General features: G+C 66.8%; 11 protein-coding genes. 5 read left to right on the top strand and 6 right to left on the bottom strand.

Annotated features, from left to right (window positions below; genetic code table 11):
• Nucleotides 1-138: 138 nt before the first annotated feature.
• From AB0H00_RS18530 to glgB, 3 genes are all read left to right on the top strand, one after another.
• The gene (locus tag AB0H00_RS18530; protein WP_357267629.1) at nt 139-780 is read left to right on the top strand and encodes a LysE family translocator; all 642 of its coding nucleotides are present in this window, start codon (nt 139-141) and stop codon (nt 778-780) included.
• 141 nt (nt 781-921) lie between these two features.
• The gene (locus AB0H00_RS18525; RefSeq protein ID WP_357267627.1) at nt 922-2925 is read left to right on the top strand and encodes an alpha-1,4-glucan--maltose-1-phosphate maltosyltransferase; all 2004 of its coding nucleotides are present in this window, start codon (nt 922-924) and stop codon (nt 2923-2925) included.
• Nucleotides 2922-5075, top strand: a complete 2154-nt coding sequence (gene glgB, locus AB0H00_RS18520) for a 1,4-alpha-glucan branching protein GlgB (RefSeq protein ID WP_357267625.1) — start codon at nt 2922-2924, stop codon at nt 5073-5075. The genes AB0H00_RS18525 and glgB overlap by 4 nt, the downstream gene beginning before the upstream one ends.
• A gap of 107 nt (nt 5076-5182) precedes the next feature.
• On the opposite strand, the gene AB0H00_RS18515 is transcribed toward glgB, so the two are convergent.
• The 3 genes from AB0H00_RS18515 to AB0H00_RS18505 all read right to left on the bottom strand — a co-directional run bounded on the left by AB0H00_RS18515 (nt 5183) and on the right by AB0H00_RS18505 (nt 8357).
• Nucleotides 5183-6034, bottom strand: a complete 852-nt coding sequence (locus AB0H00_RS18515) for a tetratricopeptide repeat protein (RefSeq protein WP_357267905.1) — start codon at nt 6032-6034, stop codon at nt 5183-5185.
• A gap of 61 nt (nt 6035-6095) precedes the next feature.
• Nucleotides 6096-6473 (bottom strand): DUF3817 domain-containing protein, encoded by a 378-nt coding sequence (locus tag AB0H00_RS18510; RefSeq protein WP_357267623.1) that lies wholly within the window; start codon nt 6471-6473, stop codon nt 6096-6098.
• A 705-nt stretch (nt 6474-7178) separates the two neighbouring features.
• On the bottom strand, nt 7179-8357 hold the full coding sequence (locus AB0H00_RS18505; RefSeq protein WP_357267621.1) for an acetyl-CoA C-acetyltransferase: 1179 nt from the start codon (nt 8355-8357) through the stop codon (nt 7179-7181).
• A gap of 128 nt (nt 8358-8485) precedes the next feature.
• On the opposite strand from AB0H00_RS18505, the gene mce reads away from it, so the two are divergent.
• Both mce and AB0H00_RS18495 read left to right on the top strand, forming a co-directional pair.
• Nucleotides 8486-8959: a methylmalonyl-CoA epimerase gene (mce, locus tag AB0H00_RS18500; protein WP_357267620.1), complete on the top strand. Its 474-nt coding sequence runs from the start codon at nt 8486-8488 to the stop codon at nt 8957-8959.
• 86 nt (nt 8960-9045) lie between these two features.
• Nucleotides 9046-10047, top strand: a complete 1002-nt coding sequence (locus AB0H00_RS18495) for a hypothetical protein (RefSeq protein WP_357267618.1) — start codon at nt 9046-9048, stop codon at nt 10045-10047.
• A gap of 211 nt (nt 10048-10258) precedes the next feature.
• Here AB0H00_RS18495 and AB0H00_RS18490 read toward each other — a convergent pair whose 3' ends face one another.
• From AB0H00_RS18490 to AB0H00_RS18480, 3 genes are all read right to left on the bottom strand, one after another.
• Nucleotides 10259-10567 (bottom strand): ATP/GTP-binding protein, encoded by a 309-nt coding sequence (locus AB0H00_RS18490; RefSeq protein ID WP_357267617.1) that lies wholly within the window; start codon nt 10565-10567, stop codon nt 10259-10261.
• 81 nt (nt 10568-10648) lie between these two features.
• Nucleotides 10649-11338 carry an endonuclease NucS gene (gene nucS, locus AB0H00_RS18485; protein WP_357267615.1) on the bottom strand — a complete coding sequence of 230 codons (690 nt, stop codon included), beginning with the start codon at nt 11336-11338 and terminating at the stop codon, nt 10649-10651.
• 37 nt (nt 11339-11375) lie between these two features.
• Nucleotides 11376-12107 (bottom strand): rhomboid-like protein, encoded by a 732-nt coding sequence (locus AB0H00_RS18480; RefSeq protein WP_357267613.1) that lies wholly within the window; start codon nt 12105-12107, stop codon nt 11376-11378.
• Nucleotides 12108-12358: the final 251 nt, after the last annotated feature.

Here is a 12358-nt window from a genome sequence, read left to right as displayed (position 1 = left end):
CAGTAGCGCGATGTCATCGACTGGGGGTCCATTAACCCAGCTGACCTGGGGATCTTTTGGTACGCGATCAGGTCGCCCCGGCTTGCCACGCGAAAAAATCAGTAGCCCGCGCCCGAATGGAACTGGCAGCATCGGCTGATGCCGCACTGGGTTCACGTCCTACCGCGATTCTTGCCGGCCTGTCTCATCCTCGCTGCGCTACCCGGCCCGGCGACCGCTCTGTTCCTTCAGCGCGCTGTGCGCGACGGCCGAGCGGCGGGGCTGGCGGCAGTCGCGGGCAATGAAATCGGGGTGGTCGGCTGGACACTGGCGGGCGGGGCCGGGCTATCGGTGCTGTTGGTCGCGAACCGAGCTATGGATACCGCGGTGCACGTGGTCGGTGCGCTGGTTTTGATCTGGCTCGGCGTCCAGGCGTGGCGGGGCGCGCGCGGTGACGACGAATTCGGCGCCCCGATGACGAAGATGCTGCCTTCGGGACGGACACCCGGCTCCGCCTTCCGTGCGTCGCTGATCTCGATCGCGGCCAACCCCAAGGCGGCCGTCTTCGGGCTGACGATCCTGCCGCAGTTCCTTCCGTCCAGCGGGCCGGTGCTCCCGACGGTCGCGATCCTCGCGCTCATTCAACTGGTGATCGACACCGCCTGGTCTATGGGCGTCGTCCTTGCCGCCGACCGCGCGGGCGCCTGGCTGCGTCGAACCGGCATTCGGCAGCGGGTCGAACGCACGCTCGGCGCCTTTCTGGTCGCCCTCGGTCTCGGCCTCGCCGCCGATACCCGCTGAGGTCGCGCCAGCGGTCCGACATCGCGCGTGCTGTTCAGACCCCGCGGGCACTCCACACGCGATGGGAACGATTCGCAGCGGGACCGGTGCGGTCGACGCACTGATCCGGCCCTTGCGGCCGACTGCCGGTAGGTTGGTCCCGTGACCGGCCGCATCGCTATCGATGACACTGCCCCGTCCATCGCAGGCGGTCGGCCCGCTAAGGCCGTGGTCGGCGAGGTGTTCCCGGTTCGTACGGTCGTGTGGCGGGAGGGCCACGACGCCGTCGCGGCCACGCTGGTGGTCCGGTCGCCCGGCGCCTCACGTCCGGTCCGGATCCGGATGACGCCGGATCACGAGCCCGACGTGTTCAACGCGACCTTCACGCCGAACCTGCCCGGCGCGTGGGCCTACCGCATCGAAGGCTGGAGCGACCCCGTCGCCACCTGGCGGTCGGCGGTGGAGGCAAAGCTGGCTGTCGGGCAGAGCGCAGCCGACCTGGCCAACGACCTGGAACTCGGCGCCCGACTGTTCGATCGCGCGGCACAGGCCGTGCCGAAGAAGCAGTTCGAGCGGCTGCGGGCGGTGGCGGCGGCTCTACGCAGCGACGAGCAGCTGCCCGCGCGGGTGGCTCCGGCCTTCACCGACGAGGTCGCCGATATTCTCCGGGCCACTCCCCTGCGCGACCTGGTCACCCGCGGACCGCAGCACACCGTGCAGGTCGAGCGGCAACGCGCGCTCTACGGGTCCTGGTACGAGTTCTTCCCACGCTCGACCGGCGGCCGCGACACCACCGGTAAGCCGATCCACGGCACCTTCGCCACCGCGGCCAAGGAGCTTCCACGCATAGCCGCCATGGGCTTCGATGTGGTGTACCTACCGCCGATCCACCCGATCGGCGAGGTGAATCGCAAGGGTCGCAACAACGCGCTGGTCGCCGAGCCCGGCGATGTCGGCTCGCCGTGGGCGATCGGCTCGAAGCACGGCGGCCACGACGCCATACATCCCGAGCTCGGCACCGAAGCCGACTTCGCTGACTTCGTCTCCGTAGCAACACGACTCGGCCTCGAGGTGGCGCTCGATCTCGCGCTGCAATGCGCACCCGACCATCCGTGGGTCCAGGCGCACCCGGAATGGTTCACCACCCTGCCGGACGGCACCATCGCCTACGCCGAGAACCCGCCGAAGAAATACCAGGACATCTACCCGGTCAACTTCGACAACGACCCCGACGGCCTGTATGCCGAGGTCCTGCGCGTGGTGCGGCACTGGATCGGCTTGGGCGTCAAGATTTTCCGGGTGGACAACCCGCACACCAAGCCCGCCGACTTCTGGGAGTGGCTGATCACGAACGTGCGCCGCACCGACCCGGACGTGATCTTCCTGTCCGAGGCGTTCACCCGCCCGGCCCGGCTGTACGGCCTGGCGCGGCGCGGATTCAGCCAGTCCTACACCTATTTCACCTGGCGCGTCGCGAAGTGGGAACTAACCGAGTTCGGCGACGAGCTGTCCGCGAAGGCCGACGAGGCCCGCCCGAACTTGTTCGTAAACACCCCGGACATCCTGCACGAAAGCCTCCAGCAGGGCGGACCCGGCATGTTCGCCGTCCGCGCGGTGCTGGCCGCCACCCTCGCACCGACCTGGGGCGTCTACTCCGGCTTCGAGCTGTTCGAGCACCAGGCGGTGCGCCCGGGCAGCGAGGAATATCTCGACTCGGAGAAATACGAGCTGCGCCCACGCCCGTTCGCCGAGGCGCTGGCGCACGGAGAATCGCTGGAGCCGTGGATCACCCGGCTCAACGAGATCCGCCGCGCGCACCCCGCCCTGCAGCAGTTGCGCTGCCTGCACTTCCACCATGTGGACAACGATGCACTGCTCGCCTACTCCAAGATCGACCCGGCCAGTGGCGACGCGGTGCTGGTGGTGGTGAACCTGAACCCGTTCGGCGCCGAATGGGGCATGATATCGCTGGACCTGCCCGCCATCGGCCGCGAATGGCACGACCACCCGGTGGTGTACGACGAGGTCAGCGGCGAGCAATATCACTGGGCCCAAACCAATTACGTACGCCTGGATCCCGCGCACGCCGTCGCCCACATCCTCACCCTGCCCCCGGTACCGCACCAGGCTCGCAGCGAACTGAGCTATCGCAGGACGTTGCGATGAAACATCGTGATCTGATGCTGCTGGCGGCGGGCACACACACGGATCCGCATACCGTTCTCGGCGCCCACCCCCATCCCGACGGCACGGCCGTGCGGGCACTGCGCCCGCACGCCGAAACGGTGTCCGTGCGCGTCGGTGGCGTCGATCATCCGCTGAAGCCGTTGGGCCACGGCGTGTTCGCCGCGGTGGTGCCATACCCGGATCTCATGGACTATCGCATCGTCAGCACCTATCCGGGCGGCCAGACCGTCCTCGGCGCGGACGGCTACCGCTTCCTGCCCACCGTCGGTGAGCTCGACCTGCATCTCATCGGCGCGGGCCGCCACGAACGGCTGTGGGAGGTACTCGGCGCGCACCCCCGCCGGTACACGACGCTGGACGGTGCAGTGCAGGGCACTTCGTTCGCGGTGTGGGCGCCGAACGCGCGGGGCGTCACCGTGATCGGTGACTTCGACGGCTGGAGCGGCAACACCGCGCCGATGCGTTCGCTCGGTTCGTCCGGGATCTGGGAGGTCTTCCTCCCCGGTGTCGAACCGGGCACCAAGTACAAGTACCGCGTGCACGGCGCCGACGGCCGGACGGTCGATCATGCCGACCCGATGGCCTTCGCCACCGAACCGCCCCCCGCGACCGCGTCGGTGGTCACCGAGAGCCACTACATCTGGCACGACCATGCCTGGCTCGACCAGCGTGCGTCCACTGATCCGACCAGCGCGCCGATGAGCGTCTACGAGGTACATCTCGGCTCATGGCGTCCTGGCCTCTGCTACCGCGAAATAGCTGACCAGCTCGCAGAATACGTGCGGGAGGCCGGCTTCACCCACATCGAGCTACTCCCCATCGCCGAGCATCCCTTCGGCGGCTCTTGGGGTTATCAGGTCACCTCGTACTACGCGCCGACAGCACGATTCGGTTCCCCGGACGACTTCCGCGCTTTCGTCGACCGCATGCACGCGGCGGGCATCGGAGTGCTGCTGGACTGGGTTCCCGCGCACTTCCCGCGGGACGAATGGGCACTGGCCCGATTCGACGGAACCCCGCTCTACGAGCACGCCGATCCGCGCCGCGGCGAGCAACTGGACTGGGGCACTTACATTTTCGACTTCGGCAGGCACGAGGTGCGCAACTTTCTCGTCGCCAACGCGCGGTACTGGATCGAAGAGTTCCACATCGACGGCCTGCGCGTCGACGCGGTCGCCTCCATGCTCTACCTGGACTACTCACGTGCCGCAGGAGAGTGGGAACCCAACGTGCACGGCGGCCGGGAAAACTTGGAGGCCGTCGACTTCCTGCAGGACCTCAACGACACGGTGCACCGCCACCATCCCGGCGTCGTGACCATCGCCGAGGAGTCCACCACCTGGCCGGGCGTCACCCGCGGCACCGACGTCGGGGGCCTCGGCTTCACCATGAAATGGAACATGGGCTGGATGCACGACACCCTCGGATTCCTCGGCCGCGACCCGATCCACCGCTCCTGGCACCACAACGAGATCACCTTCTCACTGATGTACGCATGGAGCGAGAACTACGTGCTGCCGATCAGCCACGACGAGGTCGTGCACGGCAAGGGCACACTCTGGACCAGGATGCCGGGCGACGATTTCGCCAAAGCGAGTGGCGTGCGGGCGCTGCTGGCCTATATGTGGGCCCATCCCGGCAAACAGCTGCTGTTCATGGGGCAGGACTTCGGCCAGTTCCGCGAGTGGTCGCACGATCGCGGACTGGACTGGCACGAGCTGGAAAACCCACTGCACCAGGGCGTTACGTCAGTGGTGCGCGACCTCAACGCTGTCTATCGCGCCCATCCCGCCCTGTGGAGCCAGGACACCACACCGGGCGGTTACGCCTGGATCGAGGCGAACGACCACGCGAACAACGTGCTGGCGTTCCTGCGTTATGGCTCGGACGGTTCCGTGGTCGCGTGCGTTTACAACTTCTCCGGCTCGGTGCACGGCGCATATCGCCTCGGCCTACCGCACGCGGGCCGCTGGATCGAAATCCTCAACACCGACGCCGTCCATTACGGCGGCTCCGGCATCGGAAACCTGGGCGAGGTGTTGGCCATCGAGGAGCCGTGGCACGACCGTCCGGCGTCGGCCACGGTCGCGCTCGCGCCGACCAGCGCGGTCTGGCTGCGCCCAGCCTAGCCACGGGGTCGAACAGCCGCACGCACGGTCTACTAGCGGCGCTGGTCGGCGCGGCACGGACCACGCCGACCAGCGTCGGACTTCCCGGACGCTGAGCGAGCGAAAACTCAGTACAGCGCGGCAGCCAGCTTGCGGCGCGCGGCGACGACGAACGGCTCGGCCTGGTCGAACAGCTCGAACAGCTCGAGCAGGCGAGTGCGGGCCTTGGTCCGTTCGTCACCCGCAGTGCGCCTGACGACGGCGATCAGCCGGTCGAAAGCCGCTTCGGGCCGCTGGTGGAACAGTTCGAGATCGGCGGCGTCGAGCGCGGCATCGACATTCGACGGGTCGGCATCCGAGGTCGCGATCGCCGACGCCGGAATTTCTTGCGCGCGACCCAGGAACCGCAGTTGGCGCAGCGCGGCCTTGGCTTCTTCGTTCGCGGGCTCGGCAGCGAGGATGGCCTCATAGGCCGCCTCGGCGCCCGCCAGGTCGCCCTGCTCCAGCGCGGCTTCGGCCGCCGTGAAGCGCGGGTCCTCGGCGGGCTGCGGTTCTCCGTTGCTCTCGAGCTTGCCCGCAACCGCGTCGACGACCGCGTTCAGCCACTGCCGCACCTGCTGCTCCGGCTGAGCACCCTCGAAGTCCGCGAGCGGTTGGCCGCCCGCAATCGCGATCACCGTCGGGATGCCCTGCACCCGCAGGGCCTGAGCGATCCGCATATTGGCCTCGGCCTCGACAGTGGCCAGATCCCAGGTGCCGCCGTCGGCGGCGACCAGCCGCTCCAGGGTCCGCACCAACTCGATGCTGCCCGGGCTGCGCTGCGAGTACAGCACGACGACGACCGGAACCTGCGTCGAGCGGCGTAGCACCTTCGTCTCGAAATCGGCCTCGGTGACCGAGTAATCGCCCGCCGCACCACCCGCACCACCCGCACCAGCGGCGGGCTGCTTCAGACTGGACAGATCCACCGCACCGGACATGGCGGCGGCGACAGCGGGCGAAGGACGGCGGGCGGCTGGTCGAGTCACGGTTTCCAGTTTGTCACGACGTAACGGATGCGGGAGCTTCGGAGTCGGTGGACACGGTGTTGCTCAGCTCACCCAGCCGCCCCGCGCGCACCGCCCAGACCTCGAACAGGACGGTACAGAACGGCGGAATGCTGGACAGCAGCGCGAGGACGATGGTCTTGGCGTTCCAGCCCAGCTTCCGCGCTGCCACGATCGCGGTGATCACGAACAGCACGAAAATGATCCCGTGCGTCATGCCGAAGACCTTGACGGGCCACAGCACCGGTTCAGGAAGGCGCTTGAACACCATGCCGACAATCAGGAAGATCCAGGAGATCGCCTCGAGCACCGCGACGAAGCGAAACCGCTTGGCGACCGTGCTGAGGTCGAAGACATTGCCCATGGCCACCATTCTGCCGGACGCACTACGGACCGTCGTAGTCAGTGTCTGATTGCTGTGCCTGCGGCGCTGCGTGTTCGCGGCCCCCTCATGGCTCGCGTCCGAGCGACCGACGCTGGTGACTTCGTCGCAGACACGTTGGTCGCTCGGACGCGAGCCGGGCCATGTTCGGTCTCGCTAGCCCCAGAACTGGGAGTGGGGCCATGTGGATGCGGTTGGGGGGATTGCAGCATAGTCTTCGCGATGGCCATGTGCGCTGTGCTTGTTGCGGCACCTACGGCGCTGCGCGTTCGCGGCAATTGATGACCCGTATGCCGAACTACTGCGGCTGCCGCCCTTCGTGGCGGATGTGTCGGCCCGTTCGGACGCGAGCCGGGCCGCGAACGGGCAATGGTCGGTCTCGCATCTCACAAACGGGAGGGGGACGATATGGAGGCACCGACAGGCAAATTCGGTATCGAACATTCCCTCTTCGCGTTGGATGTTCATGCGTTTGTCTGGCAGCCCCTACCGCGGCGACGCAACAGTGATGCTGAGAGCGTCATATTGCCGATGGTTCTGACCAACGAATCCACATTGACGACACTCGGATCTACTGGCGCCATGAGATCGAGCATTCCTTCTTCACGGCCCGACTGAAGGGTCGGCAGAACGCCAGTGCGTGGACACGCGGTACCGGATGTTCGCCAGTTCAGCGCGGGATGTCGGCTGCCGCAGTCAGACGCGGACGATCAGCGCGTCGCCTTGGCCACCTCCGCCGCAGAGCGCGGCCGCGCCGACGCCGCCGCCGCGGCGCTCGAGTTCCAGCACCAGGTGCAGCAGAATGCGGGCGCCGGACATGCCGAGCGGGTGGCCGATGGCGATGGCGCCACCGTTGACGTTCACTTTCGCCGGGTCGATGCCCAGCTTGCGGGTGGAGGCGACACCGACGGCCGCGAACGCCTCGTTGATCTCCACCAGATCCAGGTCGGCGGGCGCGATGCCTTCCCGCGCGCAGGCCTTGGCGATCGCGTTGGCGGGCTGATCCTGCAGCGTCGAATCCGGGCCCGCGACCACGCCTGCGGCACCGATCTCGGCAATCCAGCTCAGACCGAGCGATTCGGCCTTCTCCTTGCTCATCACCACGACCGCGGCGGCGCCGTCGGAGATCTGCGAGGCGGTGCCCGCGGTGATCGTGCCGTCCTTGCGGAACGCGGGACGCAGCTTGGCCAGCGACTCGACCGTGGTGTCGGCGCGAATGCCCTCGTCGGACGACACCAGCACCGGGTCACCTTTGCGCTGCGGCACCGCGACCGGGACCACCTCGTCGTCGAAGACGCCGTTCTTCCACGCCGCCGCCGCACGCTGGTGCGAGGCCGCCGCGAACGCGTCCTGGTCTTCGCGGCTGACCCGGTCGGCCTCGTTGCGCTGCTCGGTGAGCGCGCCCATCGGCTGGTCGGTGAAAATGTCGTACAACCCGTCATAGGCCATGTGGTCGCGCAACGTCACATCGCCGTATTTGAAGCCTTCTCTGCTCTTTTCGAGCAGATGCGGCGCCTTGCTCATGGACTCCTGACCACCGGCAACGACGATCTCGTACTCGCCTGCCCGGATCAGCTGATCGGCGAGGGCGATCGCGTTGATACCCGACAGGCACACCTTGTTGACTGTCAGCGCGGGCACGTCCAGCGGGATACCCGCGGCCGCGGCGGCCTGGCGGGCCGGGATCTGTCCCGCGCCCGCAGTGAGCACCTGGCCCATGATCACGTAGTCGACCTGATCTGGCGCGACGCCGCCCTTCTCCAGCGCCGCCTTGATCGCGAAGCCGCCCAGATCGGAACCGCTGAAGTCCTTCAGACCCCCGAGCAGCCGACCGACCGGAGTACGCGCACCGGAGACGATGACAGAAGTGGTCACGACGAGCCTCGCATTCGTAGATCGGACCTGCTCGCAGCTTCGCGGAGCGGCGCGGCGACAGATGTCGTACTCAACGGTAGCGGGTAGGACCCCCACTACTCCGGACAGGTACGCGCTACGTTCGAGTGGTGAGCAACGTTATCGGCCATTCGTCTTTCATCCCCGCGGACTACGTGACCGCGGTCGACCACGTCGGCATCGCGGTGCCCGACCTGGACGTTGCGGTGGCCTGGTACGCCGAGAACCTCGGCATGGTCGAGACTCACCGCGAGATCAACGAGGCCCAAGGGGTCCACGAGGCGATGCTTTCGCTGCCCGGGGCACCTGATCGGGCCACTGCCCTGCAGTTGCTGGCCCCGCTCGACGCGCAGTCGACCATCGCGAAGTTTATCGACCGCAGCGGACCGGGCCTGCAACAACTGGCCTACCGCGTGACCGACATCGACGTGGTCTCCGCACACCTCCGGGAGAAGGGTCTACGTTTGCTGTACGAGGCCCCCCGGCATGGAACGGCCGATTCCCGCATCAATTTCATCCACCCGAAGGATGCTGGCGGTGTGCTGATCGAGTTGGTCGAACCAAACGCGAATGTTACGCACTAGTATCGACGTCAAGTCGGGAAAACTCGTTGGAATGACATTCGCAGTCGAGTCACCATCGGCTGTCCTAAGGCTGTAGTTTGTGTGCCATGTCGTCACCCGAGTCCGATCGCAATCGCTTCGTTGCACTGCCCTTCACCGTTGTGCGCAAGGGTTATGCGCAAGACGAGGTGCGTAACTACTTCGACCGCTTCGACGCGGAATTGCGAGTCACCGCCACAGACCGCGATGCCGCTGCGGCACAAGCACGTAACCTCGCAAGCCAATTGGAAGACGCGCGCGACGAGATCGACGAACTCCGCAAGGAGGTCGACCGACTCTCGGTGCCGCCGACCACCGCGGAAGGTATGTCCGACCGTATTTCCCGCATGCTGCGGCTCGCCTCCGACGAGGCGTCCGAAGTGCGTGCCCTGGCGCAGGCCGAGGCAGCGGAAATGGTGTCGATCGCCGAGCAGCAGGCCACCGAGATGCGTGGCAAATACGAATCGCTGCTCGCGGAGACCAAGGAGAAGCGCGAGGCGCTCGAAATCGAATTCGAGCAGACCCTCGCGAACGCACGCACCGAGTCCGCCAAGATCATCGAGGCCGCCCAGGCCGAGGCCGACCGCATCGGCAAGGAAGCCGATGCGAAGCGCAAGGCCACCCAGCAGGACTTCGAGGCCACCATGGCCGATCGCCGCACCAAGCTCACCCGCGCCATGGAGGAGCTGGAAGCCACCAGCCGCGCAGAGGCCGCGCAGCGGATCAAGGACGCGACCGACGAGGCCAACCGCCTCATCACCTCCGCGACCCAAACCTCCGAGCGCAAGATCGCGCATGCCAAGGAACTGGCCGAGGAGATGCGGGTGCTGCGTGGCCGCGTCCTCGCCCAGCTGCTCGGTATCCGCGGTCAGCTCGACTCGGTGCCCGCGATGCTCGCCGCGGTCAACCGGGAAAGCGAACTCCTGGACGGTGTTCCGGATCAGCGCAAGTCGATCGGTGGTGGCACCAAGTCGGTCACCGGTTCGCGCCAGAAGGCGATCCCCGAGCTCGCCGGCGAGGACGACGAGATCGACTCGGAAGAGCGCGAGAACGCCGACATCAGCAACTGACGTCGGGTCGCGCGGCGACTGACAACCGAATTCACCGAAGGCCGCCCCAGTTGGGGCGGCCTTCCCTCATTTCCTGGCCCCTCTGCCTCTCCGCGTATCAAGGCCGGACGCAGATGCGTAGAACTTGGCGTCGGCAGCCGACCGTGCGCTGACGGGACCGGTCGGCGGGTCCCCGCCGAGTTACCGATGCGCGCATGAAGTAGTTGTCAGATCACGACCAGCGGCGGGTGATACGGCGAGTCCGGCGGCCGTTCCAGCAACCGCGGTGCCAGTGGCGACGGTCCTCTTCGCCGCCGTGAGCCGACCAGGCGACGATATGTGCTACCCCCGCCGCGATCTCGTGATCGCAGCCGGGGCAGCGGTATGCCTTGATCGCACGGGTCCCCGGGATGGTGCGGACCACGTATGTCTCGTCGCCGTCCGGCCCCGATTCGGTACCCCCGAACACGCCCCCGAGCGGTGCGCCACCCGACCGCAAGCGATCGACACGGCGATCCGGACGTGGTTTCCGACGGGGCATGCGAAAGAGCGTAATACTCTGCCGCAATCAGCCCGCGCGCCCCAGAGGCCCTCGAGAGCGGGAAAGGGGGAGGGGGGAAGTTCAGAAGAGGCGGAATTCGTTGCTCTCCGTGCCACGCAGAGCGTCGTAATCCAGTGTGAGGCAGCGGATGCCGCGGTCCGCGGCGAGCGTGCGCGCCTGCGGCTTGATCTGCTGGGCAGCGAAGACGCCAGCGACCGGAGCCAACAGCGGATCACGGTTGAGCAGTTCAAGGTAGCGGGTGAGCTGTTCGACGCCATCGATTTCGCCACGGCGCTTGATCTCGACGGCGACCGTGCCTCCGTCTGCGTCCCGGCAGAGCAGGTCCACGGGGCCGATCGCCGTCATGTACTCACGGCGGATGAGGCTGTAGCCCGCGCCGAGTGTCTGCACGTGCTCGGCGAGGAGTTCCTGAAGGTGGGCCTCCACCCCGTCTTTCACCAGGCCTGGGTCGATCCCCAGTTCGTGCGAGGAGTCGTGTTCGATGTCCTCGATGGTGATGCGGAGTTCTTCCCCCGTCTTGTTGGTGACGACCCAGAGTCCCTTCGATCCCTCCGGCAGCTCCGCGTCGCCGTTGCGCTCATTCAACCGGCATGGCGGGCTCATCCAGTTCAGCGGCTTGTACGAGCCGCCGTCGGAGTGAACGAGGACCGAACCGTCCGCTTTGATCAGCAGTAACCGGCGGGCCATCGGAAGATGGGCGGTCAGCCGCCCTACGTAGTCGACCTGACAGCGAGCAATCACTAGGCGCACCCAAGCACTGTAGGCGAGCGCCCGCCCGCGGCTGCCGTCAGCCCATGAGCAGGATCGCCGCGAGGACCGCGCTCACCGCGAACAGCGCGGATTCGGGCCGGGTGAGCCGGTGCACCGTGGTCGCCCTGTTGCGGATCATGAAGAATCCGACGGCTGACCCGATCGTGAACGACACGAGATGACCGACGTTGGTGAAAGTCTGCCCGATCAGTACACCCTCGGCGGCGACGATGAACCACGCCATGGCCCACGCGATCCGCCACCGGTACGGGACGGCCGCCACGAGTGCGCCGACCAGTGCCATGGCCCCGTAACTGACGCCGACATCTTCCGCCCAGCGAATGTTCGCGGGCATCCACCCGGCCTCCACTGCCACCCACAGGCCAGCCGCGACGAGCAACGTAGCGCCGATGTGGCCGGCCAGGAAGACGCGCACCAATCGCATCGCGCCGAAGCGCAGCTCGGCGAGGGCTAGCAGGCAGGCGAGCAGCGGGATCAGGATCCAGGCCGCACCGACGTCGCCGATCACGAACGCACTGGACAGCAGCGTCCCGACCTGGCCATTCAGCAGGTTGTGCAGATTCGTGCTGGCATGCAGCACCATCCTCGTCTGGGCAGAGTCGCTCAGTACCGAGAAGATCGCCGAGACGAGGACCAGCCCGGACAGATATCCGGCCGTCGCGGGCAATCTCGGTCGCCACCAGCTGCGTCGCGCCGGTGCGCGGGAATCGATCGGCGCCAGGTCGGCCGGCCTCGTCGCGACGACCATGCACACCTCCGTTGTCCACGCGGCGACGGCGATCTGCCGCCGTTATCCATAATCCGTGTCCGCGCACTACATATACTTACTTTTCCCTGCGAGTTCACTGCGAAACATGGTTTTCGCTTGGGAAATGCCGAAGGCCCTCGACGGTGTCGAGGGCCTTCGTGAAGGTTGTTCCGGCGGTGTCCTACTCTCCCACACTCTGTCGAGTGCAGTACCATCGGCGCTGGCAGGCTTAGCTTCCGGGTTCGGAATGG

The organism is Nocardia sp. NPDC023852 (assembly GCF_040639505.1).
Taxonomy (GTDB): domain Bacteria; phylum Actinomycetota; class Actinomycetes; order Mycobacteriales; family Mycobacteriaceae; genus Nocardia.
Note: the sequence above shows the minus strand (reverse complement) of the source record. Positions and strands in the feature narration are given on the sequence as shown.

Bases quoted from the DNA above. Each gene is read 5' to 3' on its own strand.
- AB0H00_RS18490 (WP_357267617.1), bottom strand. From the start codon at position 10,567: ATGCCCCGTCGGAAACCACGTCCGGATCGCCGTGTCGATCGCTTGCGG.
- AB0H00_RS18510 (WP_357267623.1), bottom strand. From the start codon at position 6,473: ATGGTGGCCATGGGCAATGTCTTCGACCTCAGCACGGTCGCCAAGCGG.
- AB0H00_RS18530 (WP_357267629.1), top strand. From the start codon at position 139: ATGCCGCACTGGGTTCACGTCCTACCGCGATTCTTGCCGGCCTGTCTC.
- AB0H00_RS18515 (WP_357267905.1), bottom strand. From the start codon at position 6,034: ATGTCCGGTGCGGTGGATCTGTCCAGTCTGAAGCAGCCCGCCGCTGGT.
- AB0H00_RS18495 (WP_357267618.1), top strand. From the start codon at position 9,046: ATGTCGTCACCCGAGTCCGATCGCAATCGCTTCGTTGCACTGCCCTTC.
- AB0H00_RS18480 (WP_357267613.1), bottom strand. From the start codon at position 12,107: ATGGTCGTCGCGACGAGGCCGGCCGACCTGGCGCCGATCGATTCCCGC.
- glgB (WP_357267625.1), top strand. From the start codon at position 2,922: ATGAAACATCGTGATCTGATGCTGCTGGCGGCGGGCACACACACGGAT.